Annotated in this window: 14 protein-coding genes; 1 reads left to right on the top strand and 13 read right to left on the bottom strand. The window is 34.7% G+C overall.

Annotated elements, in window-relative coordinates:
• Positions 1 to 108: 108 nt before the first annotated feature.
• Together HZF24_RS13140 and HZF24_RS13135 are read right to left on the bottom strand one after the other, a co-directional pair.
• Positions 109 to 1,170 carry a D-alanine--D-alanine ligase family protein gene (locus HZF24_RS13140; RefSeq protein WP_179238796.1) on the bottom strand — a complete coding sequence of 354 codons (1,062 nt, stop codon included), beginning with the start codon at positions 1,168 to 1,170 and terminating at the stop codon, positions 109 to 111.
• Positions 1,160 to 2,557: a UDP-N-acetylmuramoyl-tripeptide--D-alanyl-D-alanine ligase gene (locus tag HZF24_RS13135; RefSeq protein ID WP_179238795.1), complete on the bottom strand. Its 1,398-nt coding sequence runs from the start codon at positions 2,555 to 2,557 to the stop codon at positions 1,160 to 1,162. Before HZF24_RS13135 ends, HZF24_RS13140 begins: the two co-directional genes overlap by 11 nt.
• 277 nt (positions 2,558 to 2,834) lie before the next feature.
• Here HZF24_RS13135 and HZF24_RS13130 point away from each other — a divergent pair, with 277 nt between their 5' ends.
• A complete protein-coding gene (locus HZF24_RS13130) occupies positions 2,835 to 3,359 on the top strand; it encodes a hypothetical protein (protein WP_179238794.1) in 525 nt (174 codons plus the stop codon).
• A 90-nt stretch (positions 3,360 to 3,449) separates the two neighbouring features.
• Here the strand turns inward: HZF24_RS13130 and HZF24_RS13125 are convergent, their stop codons facing one another.
• The 11 genes from HZF24_RS13125 to uvrC form a co-directional block, all read right to left on the bottom strand.
• Positions 3,450 to 4,145, bottom strand: a complete 696-nt coding sequence (locus tag HZF24_RS13125; RefSeq protein ID WP_179238793.1) for an LrgB family protein — start codon at positions 4,143 to 4,145, stop codon at positions 3,450 to 3,452.
• Positions 4,142 to 4,501, bottom strand: coding sequence for a CidA/LrgA family protein (locus HZF24_RS13120; RefSeq protein ID WP_179238792.1), 360 nt, complete (start codon positions 4,499 to 4,501; stop codon positions 4,142 to 4,144). The genes HZF24_RS13125 and HZF24_RS13120 overlap by 4 nt, the downstream gene beginning before the upstream one ends.
• A gap of 240 nt (positions 4,502 to 4,741) precedes the next feature.
• Entirely contained in the window at positions 4,742 to 6,415 is a 1,674-nt protein-coding gene (locus HZF24_RS13115) for an L-lactate permease (RefSeq protein ID WP_179238791.1), read from the bottom strand.
• Between the two features lie 48 nt (positions 6,416 to 6,463).
• On the bottom strand, positions 6,464 to 7,903 hold the full coding sequence (locus tag HZF24_RS13110) for an FAD-binding oxidoreductase (protein ID WP_179238790.1): 1,440 nt from the start codon (positions 7,901 to 7,903) through the stop codon (positions 6,464 to 6,466).
• Positions 7,888 to 9,120: an electron transfer flavoprotein subunit alpha/FixB family protein gene (locus HZF24_RS13105; RefSeq protein ID WP_179238789.1), complete on the bottom strand. Its 1,233-nt coding sequence runs from the start codon at positions 9,118 to 9,120 to the stop codon at positions 7,888 to 7,890. Before HZF24_RS13105 ends, HZF24_RS13110 begins: the two co-directional genes overlap by 16 nt.
• 14 nt (positions 9,121 to 9,134) lie before the next feature.
• Positions 9,135 to 9,926, bottom strand: coding sequence for an electron transfer flavoprotein subunit beta/FixA family protein (locus tag HZF24_RS13100; protein WP_179238788.1), 792 nt, complete (start codon positions 9,924 to 9,926; stop codon positions 9,135 to 9,137).
• Between the two features lie 200 nt (positions 9,927 to 10,126).
• Positions 10,127 to 11,263: a CdaR family transcriptional regulator gene (locus HZF24_RS13095; RefSeq protein WP_179238787.1), complete on the bottom strand. Its 1,137-nt coding sequence runs from the start codon at positions 11,261 to 11,263 to the stop codon at positions 10,127 to 10,129.
• A 260-nt stretch (positions 11,264 to 11,523) separates the two neighbouring features.
• On the bottom strand, positions 11,524 to 12,945 hold the full coding sequence (locus HZF24_RS13090) for a stalk domain-containing protein (RefSeq protein WP_179238786.1): 1,422 nt from the start codon (positions 12,943 to 12,945) through the stop codon (positions 11,524 to 11,526).
• 174 nt (positions 12,946 to 13,119) lie between these two features.
• Positions 13,120 to 16,686, bottom strand: a complete 3,567-nt coding sequence (gene nifJ, locus HZF24_RS13085) for a pyruvate:ferredoxin (flavodoxin) oxidoreductase (RefSeq protein ID WP_179238785.1) — start codon at positions 16,684 to 16,686, stop codon at positions 13,120 to 13,122.
• 271 nt (positions 16,687 to 16,957) lie between these two features.
• Positions 16,958 to 17,869 carry an HPr(Ser) kinase/phosphatase gene (gene hprK, locus HZF24_RS13080; protein WP_179238784.1) on the bottom strand — a complete coding sequence of 304 codons (912 nt, stop codon included), beginning with the start codon at positions 17,867 to 17,869 and terminating at the stop codon, positions 16,958 to 16,960.
• 45 nt (positions 17,870 to 17,914) lie between these two features.
• Positions 17,915 to 19,360 (bottom strand): excinuclease ABC subunit UvrC (gene uvrC, locus HZF24_RS13075; protein WP_179238783.1); only part of this gene is annotated, 1,446 nt, incomplete at its 5' end.

The raw sequence follows: 19,360 nt of genomic DNA, 5'->3' as shown, positions 1-19,360 counted from the left end.
TTAGTTTAAATATTTGTATATAACCAAGAAGGAGTAGTTCAAATTTCATAAAAGTTTTTTAACTATTGTTTAAGACTTACTTTCCAATGTTATCAATAGCTTAAATTGCTAATTTAGTTCTAACGCAAGTTCCACCAGCTTAACTATTAAATCCTTGTATTCTATACCTATTTTTCTGAGCATGGACGGGTATCTGCTTAAATCAGTCAGACCGGGTATAGTGTTAATTTCATTCAATATTATTCTGTTGTCTGTGGTTACAAACATATCAACTCTTGCCAAGCCTTTGCAGCCAAGCGCCTTGTAGGTCTTTTCGGCTATTATTTTAGCTTTTACTTTTAATTCATCGCTGATTCGTGCGGGACAATGAATTTTAGAATTATGCTGACTGTATTTTTCAACATAATCGAAAAAATCATTCTTAGTTTCTATTTCATCCACTTCTCCGATTATTAAATCTTCGTTTCCCACAACTGCACAGCCTATTTCAAAGCCGTCTATTCCCTTCTCAATAACAACCTTATTGTCAAATTGAAACGCTTCCATTATTCCTCTTTCAAACTCATCATAGTTTCTTATTTTGCTTATTCCTATGGAAGAGCCGTTATTTGCCGGTTTAATAAATATTGGAATTGAAAACTTTTCAACAACTTCATCATATAAATTTTTGATATTTAATTTGCTGCTGTTTGTGGCCGCAACGTATGGAGCTGTTTTTATACCTGCAGCTTCACAAATAATATGTGTAAATTCCTTATCCATACAAACTGCCGAAGAAGTCATGTCACATCCTACAAACGGTATGTCTGTCATCTGGCAAAGACCCTGAATAGTTCCGTCCTCTCCGTTCCTGCCATGAAGCACCGGAAATATACAGTCAATTTCTATTCTTTCAAATGTATTATCTTTTTCATTAAGCTTTATAAAGCCCTTGAAATCATCTCCCATATTCAACAGCACAGGACTTAATTTTTCTTTATGCCATGTGTCATCATTTATCTTATCGGCACTTCCTTCATACAATAACCATTTTCCTTCCTGAGTTATTCCAATAAATATTGTATCAAACAATTCCTCGGGTACATTATTAATTATAGCTGCAGCGGAATGCAGCGAAACTGAATACTCATCGGATTTGCCCCCAAACAATATTGCCAATTTACTTTTCATCTTTTTCCTCCAAATCCTTTAGTGTATTTGCTATATATTCAAGCTTTAAAAACCTGGAACCTTTAATCATTATAGAGCAGTTTTCATTTATATATTTCTTTAAATATTCTGTTGCTTCTTCCTTAGTATCAAATTCCACGATGCTTTTTATACCTGTATTTTCTCTCGCACCCTTCGCCATATTTTTTGCTTCCTGGCCGATTGTTACTAACTCATCTATATTAAATGAACTCAAATCTTTTCCGACATTGTAGTGCATGTCGTAGCTCATTTCCCTGTATCCTAACATGTCCCCCAGGACAACAATCCGTTTATCTGCTTTAAACATTTCAAAAATATTTAAAGCGGCATTTATGCTTACCGGATTAGATTTATAGCAATCGTTGAGAATTGTACAATTTTTTATGCTAATTATTTCATTTCTCAAGCCCGTTTTTTCTATTTTCAGCAGTCCTTGACGAATTTCTTCAGGATTCATTCCAAGCTCTTTTGCTGCAAGTATACCTGCCATTGTATTTAACGCCTGATGCTTCCCGAGTATATCAACGTGAAGCTCGTCAAATTCTTCATCGCTTACCCTTAATGTTATACCGTCTAAGTCCTCATGAAACTCTCTCAAATATAAGGTATTGGTATCATTCAATCCGAATGTTTCTTTTCTTATGCTTTCTTTTACAGCTGCTTTATTTACAGTATCTTCTATTAAAGGATCATCTCCAAAATATATAAACAATCCATCTTCCTTAATAGCGTTTACAATATCAAGCTTTTCCTTTGCTATTTCCTCTATGGAAGGGAAATTGTCTATATGCACAAGTCCGACACTCGTTATAATTCCGATGTCCGGCTGAACCAGTCTTGTTAAAAAGTCAATTTCTCCCTTTTTCTCCATACCCATTTCTATTACAGCAACCTCACAGTCTTCATCAAGGCTAAGCAATGTATACGGCACACCTATTTCCGTATTATAATTTCCCGTGGTTTTTTGAGTTTTAAACTTTTGGGCCAATATGCTTGCCGTGATATCCTTGGTGGATGTCTTTCCGTTACTGCCGGTAACCCCAACTATCTTAGCCTTCAATGTATTTCTGTAAAACAATGATAACTCCTGCAAAGCTTTTACAGTATCATCAACCAGAATAACGGCAATATCAGTAGGAGGATCAGGTTCATCCTTATTCCAGAGCGTTGCTATAGCTCCACCCTTTATTGCATCCTTTACATAACTGTGACCGTTTGTCGTAGCTCCCTTTATAGGAACAAATAAATTGTTCTCGGAAACCTTTCTTGAATCTATGCTAACACCTCTTATGTACTTATCCACATCGACAAAATCCATATATCCCGCATTTAAAATATCCGCAGCTTCTTTTATTCTTATTTTCATATTATTCACCCGCTTTTGTAAAAAAGTTTATTAACTTATTATATTGCAATTAACACGTATTATCAATAATAAAAAGGAAAATGTTTTAATCATATACTCACCGCGTGAGCAATTTTAACTAAAGGATAGGACTTGCTGCAAAAATTATTAAAAAAAGTTAACAATATTTTTTTAATAAAAGTGATATGGGTAGATAGAAAGGTTGAAAAATGTTGCCTCTTATTGTAGAATTTAAATATAGTACTAATTTTACTAAAATCTTTATTTGGGGATATATATGAGAGAAAAAGTTTTAGTTATAATATTTGTGGTTGCTATTTTTTTACTTATCTATATCGCGTATAGTCCAATGTATATAAATACATCACTTAAAGGGTTATACATCGATCGTAATAATTTAGACTTTAATGAGCAAGTTAATGTCGTTATTGATGGTGTTGTAAAGAAGAATTTTCTACTTCAGCCCGAATCTTTTTATGGTACAATATCTATAAATGATAGTATACTTGAATTACCGCAAAAAGTAATATTTGATAAAGTGCGTAAAACAATACGATTAACTTTAGATAAAGAGAGTAAGAATATTTTATGGAATTTTAATGATAAAAGCAATCTGTTTGATGAATTTGAAAACAATGTATATTTTATGATTTATTTAGATAAGAAATTATCAAAAATTACTTTTGTGCCTTTCTTTTATAGTGGAAATGGATCTTCAAGTTACAGAATTTCAGCACCTTGCGAAGATAGAGAAGATGTTTTAAATTTATCAAGTTTTTTAAATAGTGGAGGTATAGAGTAAGTAAATTCGATTTAATACAGATTATTCTTGCCTTTTCTTCTGTCGATTTTTATATATATAATAATTAGTTACTATTGACCTCCAAAATACCTACAACAAAAAATTAGCAAATATCGGGGCAAGTACCACGGTTATTAGACCGGCTACAGCAATTGAGAGACTGCTCATTGCTCCCTCTATCTCTCCTAATTCCAGGGCTCTTGCTGTTCCTACAGCATGTGATGCAGTACCAAGCGCCAATCCCACAGATATAGGATCTTTAATTCTGAACAGCTTACATACACTTTCACCTATCACGTTACCTGATATACCCGTAAGTGATATAGACACAACCGTTATGGTCGGTATGCCCCCTATTTCTCCTGATACGGCAAGCCCTATTGCTGTAGTGATAGATTTAGGCAGCAGTGAAGCATATATTTCGTGGGTAAATTTGAACATTAAAGACAGGGCAAAAATACCTATAAGGTTTGAGAATGAGCCTGCCAAAATACCTGCCATAATTGCCTTGAAATTTTTCTTCAGCAAGTCAAGCTGATGATATAAAGGAATTGCCAAACATACAGTTGCAGGTGTCAACAAAAAGTTTATATATTCGCCGCCTTGATTATAGGTGTCATAGTCTATATCAAAGGTAGTTAATATTACTATAACAATTATTATAGCAATCAACAAAGGGTTCAAAATATTATATTTGAATTTTTTCTTTACCATTAAACCTATGATATATGATATTAAGCTTATAGCAACACCAAAATAAACCGAATTATTTATAACCTCTCTCATTTGTCTTCACCCCTGTTCCTGCTGATTATAAAATCAGCCATTTTGCCTGTTGTAACCATAACCAGAATCGTCGTAAACAAAACTACAAATACTATGGGTATTACAACATTTGTAATACTGCTCCATATTTTGATTAATCCGACAGCCGAGGGTATAAACATAACGGGCATTATTTCAAGCAAAAAATTTCCCGCTTCTTTAACCTGCTCTAATTTTAAAATTTTTGTTTGCAGACAGATAAGCATTATCAAAAGTCCATATATACTGGATGGGATGGGGAGGGAAATAAATTTATGCAAAGATTCTCCCAAAAATGTTATTAAAAGTATTATTGCAAATTGTTTAATATGTTTCATTATTGCCTCTTTCTAGTCCTTATAAATAGTCCTTAACATTATATCATACCTGAGCCGAGTACAGCGCAAGCTCGCTTGCATTGTCAAGGCGATGGTATGATATATGCATTATACCATAATGTCATTAGATTTATATACATTGTTTTTTTCCTGTCTAACTTTTCAAAAAAGACAAAAAGAGACAGTCCTGATTAAAACTGTCCCAATAACAATTTTTAATTCAATTATATAACCTATATATCAGAATAATCCCGGAACAAGAGCACTTGCTATATAAGCGACAATAAAGGCAACTACACAGTATACTGCAAATGGAATTAAAGTTGTCCTTATAATTTTACCTTCTCTACCCAGCAAACCAACTGTTGTACTTGCAGCCACAACATTATGGACACAAATCATATTGCCTGCAGCTCCACCTAAAGACTGCAGACCAAGTGTGATTAATCTTGACAATCCTACCTGACTTGCAACATTGTATTGGAAAGCTGAAAACAGTATGTTAGATGTTGTATTACTGCCTGCCATATAAGCTCCCAAGCCTCCTATGAAAGGTGCAAATACCAGCCATACTCCTTGGAATAATTCAGCAACTGCAGTTGACATAGAGTTTAACATACCAATCAATCCGGAGTTGTTATTACCCGAGTTTAACATGATCTGAACCATTGATATTGCAAATACAAGAGAAATTGCTGCAGGTATAACCTGCTTAAATGAATGTGTCCATGTTTTTTTGACGACATCAGATTTCATACCGTGAAGGAGAATGGTGATAATTGAAACTATTATGAATATTGAACCCGGTACGTATAAATATTGAAATGAGAAATTTAATGTTGTTCCCATAATACCCGTAACATTTATAGATAGTCCGGTCAATATGTTTTTAAGTCCAAAGGAAGAAACTCTGCTTATTACCAGTATCAATGAAACCAGTAGGTATGGCAGCCATGCTTTAAACAAGCTCATTGGTTTTTCAATCTCCGACTCTGTTAAAGCAACTTCTTTGTTAGATCTCCATTTGCTGTCCCACTGATCCTGAGATTCAAAATCCCAAATATTTTTCGGACATAGAAAACCTTTTCTCGCTGCCGATACAACAATAACCAGTGAGATTAATGAACCGAGCAAAGAAGGTAATTCAGGTCCAAAGAATATTGCAATTAAAAGATAAGGTATTACAAAAGACATTCCGGCAAATATTGCAAACGGTGCAACCTCAAATGCTTCCTTAAAAGATTTGTTTTTACCAAATAACTTTGTAAGTACCATTACTAGTATTAATGGAATAAATATACCCATTACTGAATGAGGAATTGCAGCCCATATTCCTGCATTATGCAAAAATTCTGCTGATGTCATTCCTGCCGCTTCTATTTCTGCTATAGTTTCGGGATTTAATAAGGTAGAGGTTCCTCCTAAAATAGGTGTACCAACAGCTCCAAAAGTAACAGGTGTGCTATTGGAAATTAAAGCAACTATTGCAGCTGCTAATGGCGGAAATCCTAACCCCACAAGCAACGGTCCGGCCAAAGCAGCCGGTGTTCCGAATCCTGCAGCGCCCTCAATAAATGATCCAAACAGAAAGGCTACAATTATTGCTTGTATTCTTTTGTCAGGAGATATACCATAAAAACCACTGCTTATTACTTTCATGGCTCCGCTGTTTCCAAGGGTATTCATCAGCAAAATAGCACCAAATACTATAACCAAAATATTAAAGGCACTAAGGGCACCAAAAACAGTAGCACCTGCCACCCAATCAAGCGGCATCTTCCATACACTAAAAGCTAATATTACTGCTGACAGCCATGCCAAAGGCATAACTCTTTTTGCAGGCCAATCAAATCCAACCATTAACGCAATTGTAATTACAATAGGTATTGCTCCAACTAACGCATATACGTACATTTATTACCCTCCTTTTTATATTTGCAACAGTTAAATAGCCTAAGCTATTTAACTGTACAACTTCACTCTGAAATTTGAGCCTATTTTACCGGGATTCATTATTTCATTTGGGTCAAAAGCTAATTTAATTCCTCTAAAAAGCTTCATACCTGCTTCTCCGAATTCTTCTTCTAAATACGGTAATTTGGCAAATCCAACACCGTGTTCACCCGATACTGCTCCGCCCATTTCAAAAGCCTTGCCGTACATTTTTTCAAATACACACGCAGCTTTCTTATTCCATGTTTCTTCATCCATTTCATCTCTTAAAATATAGACGTGGAGGTTACCGTCTCCGGCATGACCAAAACTACTGATTCTTAAATCAAACTCCTTCTGTAATTCATTAGTATATATAATAAAGTCTGCTACTCGATTTCTAGGAACCACAACATCACATTCATCCATTTGAGTAGTAGAAGCCTTAATTGCTTCCAGGAAAGCCCCTCTTGCAGACCAGATTGAATCATGTCTTTCATCTGTATCAGAAATAAGGACATCCAACGCACCGCAATTTAAGCAGATTTCTGCGACCTTCTCGTATGCTGCTTCTATTTCATCCTTTGAGTTTCCGTCAAATTGCAACAACAGGTATGCATCGGATGAATTGTCCGGAAATTTCTTTCCCAAAAACTCTTCAGCTGCTAATATAACATTTCCCTGCATAAATTCTATGGCTGTAGGTATATTCTTCGACTTAATAACCTCAGGTACAGTCTTAATTGCCGAAGTTAAGTCTTTAAAAGGAATCAGCAAGCTTAATTTATACTTTGGTTTCGGCAGTAACTTTAAAATCAGCTTGCTTACTACTCCAAGAGTACCTTCAGACCCGACAACAAAATCTTTTAAGCTGTATCCCGAGCTGTTCTTAACGATTTTGCCTCCGAAATTCATTATCTCTCCATCGGGCAAAACAAACTCCATGCCCCTTACATAATCTCTGGTTACACCATACTTCACAGCTCTCATACCGCCTGCGTTTGTAGATATATTACCTCCGATTGAAGCACTTTTTTCACCGGGATCCGGAGGATAAAACAAATCATTAGATTCAACAAAGGCGGTTAACTCCATAAGTAAGACGCCTGGCTCAACTGTAACTGTAAGATTTTCTTCATCTATCTCAAGTATTTTATTCATTTTTTCCGTACTGATCATAATACCGCCGCATAAAGGAACGGCTCCTCCCACAAGGCCTGTACCCTGACCTCTTGTAGTTACCGGTATTAATTTTTCATTGGCATACTTTAATATTTTTGAAATTTCTTCAGCATTAACAGGATGCATCAATACATCAGGATACCTTTCTATCCCTGCCAGTTCATCTCTGCTGTAATCGTGATGTATATTCTCCTGACCTATATGAATCCTGTCTTCGTCTACTATTGATTTTAAAAATTCAATATCTGAAGTATCGATTTTCTTATATTTATTCATGATGTTTGACATGCTATTCCTCCTCCCAGAACACTAACTTTATCCATAGCATTTATTTTTTCAATCAATTGAGGTACAATTTCATATATATCACCGATAACTGAATAATTGGCAACATTGAATATTGGCGCTTTTGGATCTGTGTTTATGGCAATAATTTGTTCAGAACCCTTCATTCCTGCTATAAATTGAACTGACCCGCTTACTCCACACGTAATGATTAGTTTCGGCTTTACGGTTCTTCCGGATAATCCGATTTGTGATTTTGGATCTGTCCATCCGGCTTCAATCAATGGTCTGGTACTTGCTACCATGCCGCCTAATTTGTCAGCAAGCTCTTTTATCATAGCCAAGTCTTCTTCCTTTTTAACTCCGTTACCTGCTACTACTAAAACATCCGCATCCTCTATATATTTTGCTTTAGGCTTTTCTTTTCTGTCTAAAATGCTGATGCCTGAAGCAAGCAATTCTACCGGTATATCACAACAGACTATATGTCCCTTTGCTTCTTCTGCTCTGTCTATTGCAGAAAATATCTTATATCTGACGGTTGCAAACTGAGGTCTGTTATTTGGTGTTTTAATTTTAGCCATGATGTTTCCACCAAATGCAGGTCTTATTTGTATTAAATCAGTATTTTCTTCAATTTCCAAGCTTGTGCAGTCTGCGGTCAGGCCTGTACTGAATCTTGCTGCAACCCTCGGAGCTAAGCTTCTGCCAACCGTTGTTCCCCCTACCAATACTACTGAAGGGCTGTTGTTATTTATAAAGTCTTCAAATACTGCGGCATAAGGCTCGATTCTATAATCTTCCAGTTCCTTGTTATCATAAACAAAGACTTTATCTGCACCAAAGTGTAAAAGTTCCTCTGCAGCTTCTTTAATATTGTATCCTGCAAATAAGCAAAGGACTTCGTGCCCGATTTTATCAGCTAATTCCCTTGCCTTGCCTAATAACTCCAAAGTGACAGGATGTACATTGCCGCATGTATGTTCAACATACACTACTACTCCATTCCAAAGAGACTTGTCTATCTCAGTCTGTTCCTCTTCAATAAATGTAAATATTTCAGGTTTTTGTTTTGCACATATTTTACACATCTTACATGCGCTGTTAATGTCCAGCTTTCCATTCTTATATTCAATTGCATTAAAAGGGCAGATTTTTACAATTTCCTCGCCTTTAATTTCATTGATTTTTATATTTTGATTAATATCTATTCTAGCCATTGCATACCTCCTATCTAAGATAAAATTTTAAGTTCTGATATCTTTTCTGCTATCCTTGTTGATAATTCTTCAGATGAACCTTTCCATATTTCTGTACTATCATTAGCCACAGGCGGGAAAATTTTTACAACTCTGGTCGGAGACCCATTGGAACCATACTTCTGTTCATCTGTATCTTCAAAATCTTCAACACCGAGTGTCACAATATCTCTATCCTTTGTAGCCTTTTTCAATCTATAGGATGGTAATCTAGGCTGATTCAAGTCTTTCTCAACTGAAATTAAGCAAGGCAGCTTAATTTTAATAGTTTGAATCATAGTAGGCATATCTACATCAACAATTATGAAATCATTATTTATCTCTATAATTTTCAGCACATTATTAGTATGTGGAATATCCAGTAATTCTGCAATTGCTGCTCCTACCTGAGCCGTATCTCCGTCAGTTGTTTGTTTACCGCATATAATTAAATCTGTTTCTCCAATCTTTTTTATGCCTTCAGATAACGCTTTTGAAGTAGCTAAAACATCAGAACCTGCACATTTTCTGTCAGTAATCAGATATCCGTTATCTGCACCCATTGTGTAAGCTTCTTTCAAAATTGACACTGCTTGATTTGGTCCCATGGTCATTACGTTTACAGTAGACTGAGTTCTTTCTTTAAGTCTTATGGCTTCTTCAATTGCATACAAATCATATGGATTAATTTTTGAATCCACACCATCGCGTTTCAAATTTCCGGTTTTTTCATCAATTTCTACTTCTGATGTACTCGGTACTTGCTTAATACAAACTGTTATATTCATTTAGACCTCCATACTTAATAATCAAATTCGTTAAAACGTATTTACAGCTTTTATTTTTTTACCTTTTAAATGTTTTGTAATTAAAATAATGTTTGGAAACGATTTCTGTTAATAATTATATGTTGTACTAAAAAAAAGATAAATGGTCTAAAAACCATTTATCTTTCCCATCATATGTTCTACGTAACACATAATCTTATTTATGAAACATATTTTTTTAGTATGAAAGCTATCCTCAAAGCCATAAAATGTCTAAGGTTTCGCATATCATATCCTGTTTTTTCATGTAGTTTGTTAATTTTATACTGAAGTGTATTTTTGTGAATAAATAATTCTTGAGAGATTAATTTTAAGGAACCGTTATGATTTTCATACAACTCTATAATCTTTCCCATATCTTTTATTTCTGAAGCTCCTAATTTAGAAAACAGCTTTTCTACATATTCATCCATAACTGTTGAAGGCATCTTGCTAAGAATAATCTCAATATCAAAGTCTTCATAGTATGTAACGTTTTCCTTTGTAACGATACTAGACCACTTTAATGCATCCATTGCCTTTAGATATGATATTCTAAGTCTGGATATTTCGGTTTGCTTATCTCCTATACCGAATCTCATGTTCAAGTTAATCTTATTCTTTATTTCGTTTTTTACTTTGATAATAAGTTCATTACAATAGCCCGTTGAATCACTCTCTAAAATCATTACTATATTATTCCCGGTCAGAGAAATAATTGTCTTGCTGCCTTTAAGAGTAGCTCTAAATATTCTGAACACATCATCTATGTTTCTTACTATCTTGCTTTCATTCCCTATGATAGTTGAAATAATAACAAAACGAGGGATTTTATTCTTAATTCCAAATAAATTCTCATATCTTGCAATATAATTCTGATCTATATTTGTTTCGCTGAACAACAAAGATTCCAAAATCATTCTATCCTTTTTAATCTCGCTGTTTTCAATATCCTTGGCATAACCGTCTTTGATAAAAATTTCAGTCAGTCTTTTTATAATTTTAACATACTTTATAACCTCATCACTGTTACCCGTAATGCCTATAACTCCAATTATAGTTTCATCTAACCTGACCGGCATGTTAATCCCCTTTTTTGCACCAATATATTCTTGATCACTGTAAATCATTAAATCCCTGCCGGTTTCAACTACCTTTTTACCACCATAATGCACATTCCCTATGCGGCTGGTAACAGTGCTTGCCTTGATAATCCCATCTGTATTCATAAAAATTAAATCCTGATCAACGATTTCCTTCATCTCACATAAAATATTTTGTAAATACTTTTCTGAAATATAAAAATTATTGCTTAACATATGTTCACCTTCCAAATTAATTTTGGTGTTTTACTTCAATTACCCAAGCATTTAATTTATGAAATCATTTCCGGAAAAAGAATATAAGAATTATAACATAGCATGTGTCAATAGTAAATAATCAACAGATAAAAAAATTTTTTCTGATTTTACATACAAAATGAGCGATTAAGCCTATATTTGCTTAATCGCCCCGTTTTAATTATTTTTTTGTTTTACTAATTTATACAATATATTCCAGCGCGATAATCGACAAATCCCTACTTGGTAATTGTTGCAGTAGAATAATCATACTCCTGTTCATATCCTATAACATATCCAAGCTTCTCAAAATCTCTTATCTTAACCATAGTAGCTGAATCAATCAGGGTACCTGTCATGTCTATTTTCTCGGTTCCTCTCACAACATATGCTTTTTTATTTGCATCATCCCACTGAACTTCCTCTCCGAAAGCTTCTCCTATATACCTTAACGGTAAATAAGCTCTGTTTTCTATAATTGCAAATTGCACATATTCATATTCTGCTGCTCCATCCAATCTGATTTTACCTACGAATACCTGAGTGTCATTGCTGTTCCAACTTAGCTCAACAGTATTAACAGGATTATATTTGTTTTCCAATACACCGTAGAGTTCTTCAAGTTCTTCTACAGATATTGTTTTTTCTGTAACAGAAGCGTTGTTAACTGTCTTTGACGTAATTTCAGATTCAGATTTGATATTTCCAAAAATAATACTCTCATATATCAATTCTCCCTCTATACTCTGTCCATATACTCTGCCTTTTTTGTATATTTCATTTTTAATGTAGCTTCTGTCAAGCATACCTGCATATAATCTTTGTTCACCTGTTTCAAAAAATTCAGCAATTTCATCTATTGTATCATAGAAATCTTCTCTCATTCCTTCAAGCTCTGCTATTATTTCTTCAGTTTCCACAGTGCCTTCCATTCCCTTAATTTCTACAGCGGCATATATATTTTCAAGATATTTGATTGTTTCGTCAAATACCAACTCCTTGTTTTCGCTTACATACTTAACAAGTCTTTCAACAAATTCAACTGCATTTTCAGCAGTAAGCTCCATCGAATAGCCGTTGCTTGTCTTTTTTATAAGCTTGGAATCAAATCCCTTGAATGCATTGGTTAAATATTCCTTAGCACTTTCAAGCAACACCGTGTAGTTTTCCTTGTACGAAACGCTTCCGTAAATATCATCCATTTCTGCAACAACTATATATTCTGTATCTTTCAGCTCCTCAAGCATCTTTTCAGCAACAAGCCCATTGTAACCGTAGAATCCAAAATCCTCCTGAAGCTTTGAGACCTCTGCTATTATATTTTTTGAAACATAGATTTTATTATCTGCCATTATCATTTTAACAGGCTCTGAATTTCCTTTTCCGTCAACCTTAATCTTAACATCCATATTCAGATACATTGCATTAATGTCATCTATATTTGCCTCTCCACTGATTTCAACATCGATTTTAGAGTTCTTTTCTCCTCCTGTAATCAGTTTGGATATTTCCATTTGTGTTGAATTTTTAAATTCATACTGCGTAAGCTTGTTTATTTCACTTGACATATTTAAATAACCAAGCTCATTTACGGTACATCCCGTAAGCACTGAAAACAACATAAGTACTGCAATAAATAAACTTATTTTTCTTTTAACCATAATCAGTCTCCTTATTCAAGCAATATATTTCTTCCATTATTTTACCACTAATTGTGATTGGGGGATATTACAGATATAATACAAAAACAGTTCCCTATTTATGTCGTCCTAAGGCTTTAGCGCGAAGAAAAAAAATATGGCAGTTCTTTATAGAACTGCCACAGTTTTTTTATTTTAGTATTTCATATCAGCCATTCTTACATAGCTGTCATATCTGTCTTTTGCATCTTTTTCTGCTCTTGCATATAATTCTTCAGCTATTTCAGGGAATGAACTGCTCAATGAAGCATATCTCACTTCACCTTCAAGGAATTCCTTGAATGATGCACTTGGAGCTTTAGAATCTAACACAAATGGATTCTTGCCTTCTTCTTTAAGAAGCGGGTTGAATCTGTATAAATGCCAGTATCCTGCTTCAACTGCAAGTTTTTCTCTTTCAACAGTCTTACCCATACCTGCTTTAATACCATGGTTGATACATGGTGCATAAGCTATAATCAATGATGGTCCATCATAGTTTTCAGCTTCTTTTACTGCTTTTAAGAATTGATTCATGTTAGCACCGATAGCAACCTGTGCTACGTATACGTAACCATAAGTTGAAGCTATCAAGCCAAGATCTTTTTTCTTAATTTTCTTTCCTGATGCAGCAAATTTAGCTATGGAAGCAGTCGGAGTTGCTTTTGAACTCTGTCCGCCGGTATTTGAATAAACTTCTGTATCAAGTACCAATACATTTACGTCTTCGCCTGATGCCAATACGTGGTCTAATCCGCCGTATCCGATATCATATGCCCAGCCGTCACCACCGATTATCCATTGTGATTTCTTAACAAGATAATCTTTCTTATCTAATATATTTTTAATATCTTTTGCACATGCTTCGCATGGAGTGAATCCTTCTAAAGCTGCTAAAACTTTTTCTGAAGCTGCTCTTGATTCTTCACCGTTGTTCTTGGTTGCTTCCCAAGCAGCAAAAGCATCTTTTAATTCTTGTGGTATATCTTTTTCCATTAAATTGTTGATAGATATCTGAATGCTGTCTCTCATCTGTCTTACTGCAGTTGCCATACCGAATCCATATTCTGCATTGTCTTCAAACAATGAGTTAGCCCATGACGGACCTCTTCCGCAAGCATCCTTTGTGTATGGTGTTGCAGGTGCTGAAGCTCCCCAAATTGATGAGCATCCTGTAGCATTTGCAATCATCATTCTATCGCCGTATAATTGAGTTATTGCCTTAACATAAGCTGTTTCTCCGCAACCTGCGCAAGCTCCTGAGAACTCGAAGTATGGTTTGCAGAACTGGCTGCCTTTAACAGATACTTTATCCATTAAGCTATCTTTGATAGAAACTTTTTCTGTAGCATATTTCCAGTTTGGAACTCCTGCCCCAACTTCTTCTGCAATTGGATTCATCACTAAAGCTTTGTTATTTTTCCTTCCTGGGCAGATATCAGCACAGTTTCCGCATCCTGTACAATCTAACGGGCTTATAACCAATCTGTATTCTAATCCTTCTAATCCTTTGCCTATTGCTTTAATAGTTCCAAAAGATTCAGGTGCGTTATTCTTTTCTTCTTCATTTAACAATGTAGGTCTGATTACTGCATGAGGACATACAAAAGCACATTGGTTACATTGAATACAATTTTCAGGTAACCATTTTGGAACCTCAACAGCTATTCCCCTCTTTTCAAATGCGGAAGTTCCTGCTGGGAATGTTCCGTCTTCGATGCCGTCGAATGTACTTACAGGTAAGCTATCGCCTTCTTGTCTGTTCATAACGTCAACTACATTTTTAATGAAATCAGGTTTTTCTTCTTCTGTAAATGGTACCGCAAGTCCGCTGTTTGCACTTACTTCATCTTTAGCATTTTTCCAGCTTTCAGGAACCTGCACTTTTACTAATTCTGATATACCTTTTTGTACTGCTTGTTGGTTCATTTCAACTATTGCATCACCTTTTCTGCCATAGGATTTAACAATAGCAGCATTTAAATATTCTACTGCATCTTCTACAGGTATAACATCGGCTAATTTGAAGAACGCTGACTGAATTATCATGTTTGTTCTGTTGCCAAGTCCTAATTCCTGAGCAATTTTTGTAGCATTTATTATATAGAAGTTAATATCTTTTTCAGCTAAATATTTTTTATATTTTGCAGGTAAATTTGTCTCTAATTCATCTGTTGACCAAATTGTATTTAGCAGGAATGTTCCGCCTTTTTTTAGTCCTGTCAACACATCGTATTTATCTACATAAGATTGTTGTGACAATGATACAAAGTCAGCTTCATCAATTAAATAAGTCGATCTTATAGGAGATTTACCGAATCTTAAGTGAGATACCGTAACACCGCCGGATTTTTTAGAGTCATATGAGAAATATCCTTGAGCATACATGTTAGTATGGTCACCGATAATTTTTATGGCGTCTTTGTTAGCTCCAACTGTACCGTCCGAGCCAAGTCCCCAGAATTTACATCTACGTGTGCCTTCACCTGATGTATTAACAAGTTCAGGAGTTTCTAATGATGCAAATGTTACATCATCAACTATACCTATAGTAAAACCGTTCTTTGGATTTTCTTCCTTTAAGTTGTTATAAACAGCAAATATCTGAGCCGGTGTAGTGTCTTTTGAACCTAAACCATATCTTCCGCCAACTATAACCGGTTGTTCCTTTTTATCATAGAATAAAGATTTAACGTCTAAGAATAATGGTTCAGCAATTGAGCCGGGCTCTTTACATCTGTCAAGTACCGCTATTTTCTTAACTGTTTTTGGCAATACATCAAAGAAATATTTTGAAGAGAAAGGTCTGTATAAGTGAACGATTACTATACCAACTTTTTCACCTTTTGCAGTTAGGAAGTCTATAACTTCTTTTGCAGTTTCTGTAACTGATCCCATTGCAACTATAATATTTTCAGCATCAGGTGCTCCATAATAGTTAAATGGTTTGTATTCTCTTCCTGTTATCTTTTCCATTTCCTTCATATAGTCATTAACCATATCAGGAACTGCTTCATAGTATTTGTTGGAAGCTTCCCTTGCCTGGAAGAATATATCAGGGTTTTGTGCTGTTCCTCTTGTAACAGGATGCTCAGGATTCAATGCTCTTGCTCTGAATTCATTGATTGCATCCATATCAACTAATTTTGCAAAATCATCATAATCTATTACTTCAATTTTTTGAACCTCATGTGATGTTCTGAATCCATCAAAGAAATGTACGAACGGAACTCTTGTTTTAAGTGTAGCTAAATGAGCAACACCGCCTATATCCATAACTTCCTGAACGCTGCTTGATGCAAGTAAGGCAAATCCTGTTTGTCTTGCAGCCATTACGTCTGAATGGTCACCGAATATTGATAACGCGTGACCGGCAATTGCTCTTGCGGAAACGTGAAATACTGCAGGTAACAATTCCCCTGCTATTTTATACATGTTTGGAATCATTAATAATAATCCCTGTGAAGCAGTATAAGTAGTTGTTAACGCTCCTGCCTGCAATGAGCCGTGAACTGCTCCTGCTGCTCCACCTTCTGATTGCATCTCTACAACTTTAACTGTTTGGCCAAAAATATTCTTTTGTCCGTTGGCTGCCCATTCATCTGCAAGCTCAGCCATGTTAGAAGAAGGTGTTATAGGAAATATTGCGGCAACATCAGTAAACGCATATGAGACATACGCTGCAGCGGTATTTCCGTCCATAGTTTTCATAACTTTTGACATTTATGTATCCTCCTATTTAATAATTAATTAAATATAATGTAACCATTAATAAGTATTGTATAAAAAAATCAATACACAAAATGATTATATCGCAAAGAAACTATAAATGCAACAATAAAAATTGCATTAATTATTAATGCAATTCCCAATATATTCTTTTATTAAAGAAACGTTTTTCCTATAATGCTTATCATTGTAAGGATGATATAAAATTGTTATAAAAGTATAAATTTTGACAATATTGTAAATATTCAAAATTTATTATAAATCATTAATTGTATAAACCTCTGAATTTTCTGTTGTAAGTTTCAAGAGGATTATAACCCAACAGCTTCTGTCTGTAGTTTTTAGCCGCTACTTCTACTATTGCCGAAGTGTTTCTTCCGGGTCTTACAGGAATGACAACAGTAGGAATTTTTATACCCAATATATCTGTATAATCTTCATCTGTGCCGATACGGTCATACTCCTTATTTTGATCCCATTCTTCTAATTCTATTACCAGTTCAACAAATTGTTCAATTCTTATGGAGCCCACACCAAACAAATGCTTAATATCCAAAATTCCTATACCCCTGATTTCCATCAGATGCTGAGTAAGCTCAGGGCACGTTGCCTTTAAATTATTATCAAGTTTTTTGATTATAACGGCATCATCCGCTACTAACCTATGTCCTCTGTTAATAAGCTCAAGTGAAGTTTCGCTTTTACCTATGCCGCTTTTACCTTTTATTAAAACACCTACTCCATATACTTCCAGACATACACCGTGCAATGTTGTTTCTTCAGCTAATTCCTCTTCCAAAAAGTTAATCAATATGTTTACTAACTTATCGGTCTTTTGATTAGATTTAAAAACCGGTCTTTTATATTTCTTTGCATAGTAAATTAACAACTCATCAATTGCCATGTCGTTAGCAACAATCAAAGCCGGTATAGGATAACTAAAAAATTTATCTAACCTCTGTTTCCTGATATCTTCGTCTAAAGTACTTAAATAGAACATTTCAGCCCTACCCATTACTTGAACTCTCTCAAAAGAAAACCAATCAAAATATCCCGCCATCTGAAGACCGGGTCTTATAATTTCCGGAGTATAAATTCTTGACTGAACATCCGCAGGATAAAAAATCGGTTCTAAATCTATATAACTGACTAAATCCTCAAGTTTTACATATTGCATGATACTACCATCCTCTAAATATTGTTCAATATTTCATTTTTCTCATTATTTGACGTCGTTGTTTTTAGTTTTGTTCCTGAAATAATTATAAACTGACTCCGCTGCTTTTATATTCATTCCGTCAATATCAGCTAATTCTTCTACACTTTTATTTTTTATATTTTCAACAGAACCGAATTCTTTCAATAGATTTATTTTTCTTTTCTCTCCAATATTTTCAATATTATCAAGCTCTGATTTAAACAAAGTTTTATCCCTTAGGTTACGGTGATATTCTATGGCAAATCTGTGTGCTTCCTCTTGTATCCTGTAAATTAAACGATATACTTTGTCCGTCTTTTTAAATTCAATTTCTTTATTTTGATAAATTAAGCCCCTTGTGGTATGCTTGTCATCCTTTATCATTCCACAAACAGGAATATTTAATCCAAAATTATAAATAACTTCTTCAGCAATATTTGTTTGTCCTTTACCACCATCAATCAATATTAAATCAGGCATTTTATTAAAGCCCTTTAAATCTCCTTGGTCTAAGCCTCTGTTAATTCGCCTTTCCAATACTTCTTCCATACTTTTGTAATCATTTGGACCGTTTACTGTCTTTATTCTGAAGCGTCTGTAATTGCTTTTGCTTGGAACTCCTCTTTCAAAAACAACCATGGACCCAACTGATTCTACCCCCTGTATATTGGATATATCATATGCTTCGATTCTTATAGGAACTTCATTTAAATTCAGCAAATCCTTAAGCTCGTTAACAGCTTCAAGACTTTCATCTAAATTTCTCTTGATTCTCTGGCTTCCTTTTTCTAATATTTCAAGGGCATTTTTCTTAATCATTTTTATAAGCATACTTTTATCGCCTTTTGCAGGAACTTTAACAGAAACTTTGTTGCCTCTTTTTTCGGACAGCAGCTTTTCAAACAACTCTCTGTCTTCAATATCGGTCTCTATGTAAATTTCTTTAGGTACATATACTGTACCGGTATAGAATTGAGATAAAAATGAACTTATAATTTCTTCTCTGGTTTCATTCTCTATATTTGTCAACAAATAATGTTCATTTCCTATTATTTTGCCGTTACGTATAAAGAAAATCTGAATACACGCCTCTTCTATTCCTATTGCACTTCCTATGACATCCTGATCAATAGCTGTATTTGCGGAAACGATTTTCTGTTTTTCGGATATTATTTTTAAGGAGCTTATTTGATCTCTGTATTTAGCAGCCTCTTCAAAATCTAATTTTTCTGAAGCCAACTTCATCTTTACGGTTAATGACTTCATCAGCTCTTCCTCGCCGCCGGACAAAAAACTTATAGCTTTATTAACTTCCTCACGATACTCCTTATAGTCAATATTGCCCATACACGGTGCCGTACATCTGTTAATGTGATAATTCAAGCAAGGACGTTGGTTTTTCTTTGTACCGTCAAGTTTCAGAGAACACTTCCTAAGCTTGTATAAGTTTCCGATAATATCAATAAATTC

This window comes from Sedimentibacter hydroxybenzoicus DSM 7310 (assembly GCF_013403245.1).
GTDB lineage: Bacteria > Bacillota > Clostridia > Tissierellales > Sedimentibacteraceae > Sedimentibacter > Sedimentibacter hydroxybenzoicus.
The sequence above is the reverse complement of the archived record's forward strand: the minus strand, read 5'-3'. Positions and strand labels throughout refer to the sequence as shown.

What these genes read in the sequence shown, in the direction of transcription:
- nifJ (WP_179238785.1), bottom strand. Translation starts at nt 16,686, where the DNA reads ATGTCAAAAGTTATGAAAACTATGGACGGAAATACCGCTGCAGCGTAT.
- HZF24_RS13140 (WP_179238796.1), bottom strand. Translation starts at nt 1,170, where the DNA reads ATGAAAAGTAAATTGGCAATATTGTTTGGGGGCAAATCCGATGAGTAT.
- HZF24_RS13095 (WP_179238787.1), bottom strand. Translation starts at nt 11,263, where the DNA reads ATGTTAAGCAATAATTTTTATATTTCAGAAAAGTATTTACAAAATATT.
- HZF24_RS13120 (WP_179238792.1), bottom strand. Translation starts at nt 4,501, where the DNA reads ATGAAACATATTAAACAATTTGCAATAATACTTTTAATAACATTTTTG.
- HZF24_RS13100 (WP_179238788.1), bottom strand. Translation starts at nt 9,926, where the DNA reads ATGAATATAACAGTTTGTATTAAGCAAGTACCGAGTACATCAGAAGTA.
- HZF24_RS13110 (WP_179238790.1), bottom strand. Translation starts at nt 7,903, where the DNA reads ATGTCAAACATCATGAATAAATATAAGAAAATCGATACTTCAGATATT.
- HZF24_RS13105 (WP_179238789.1), bottom strand. Translation starts at nt 9,120, where the DNA reads ATGGCTAGAATAGATATTAATCAAAATATAAAAATCAATGAAATTAAA.
- HZF24_RS13130 (WP_179238794.1), top strand. Translation starts at nt 2,835, where the DNA reads ATGAGAGAAAAAGTTTTAGTTATAATATTTGTGGTTGCTATTTTTTTA.
- HZF24_RS13125 (WP_179238793.1), bottom strand. Translation starts at nt 4,145, where the DNA reads ATGAGAGAGGTTATAAATAATTCGGTTTATTTTGGTGTTGCTATAAGC.
- HZF24_RS13090 (WP_179238786.1), bottom strand. Translation starts at nt 12,945, where the DNA reads ATGGTTAAAAGAAAAATAAGTTTATTTATTGCAGTACTTATGTTGTTT.
- HZF24_RS13115 (WP_179238791.1), bottom strand. Translation starts at nt 6,415, where the DNA reads ATGTACGTATATGCGTTAGTTGGAGCAATACCTATTGTAATTACAATT.
- hprK (WP_179238784.1), bottom strand. Translation starts at nt 17,869, where the DNA reads ATGCAATATGTAAAACTTGAGGATTTAGTCAGTTATATAGATTTAGAA.
- HZF24_RS13135 (WP_179238795.1), bottom strand. Translation starts at nt 2,557, where the DNA reads ATGAAAATAAGAATAAAAGAAGCTGCGGATATTTTAAATGCGGGATAT.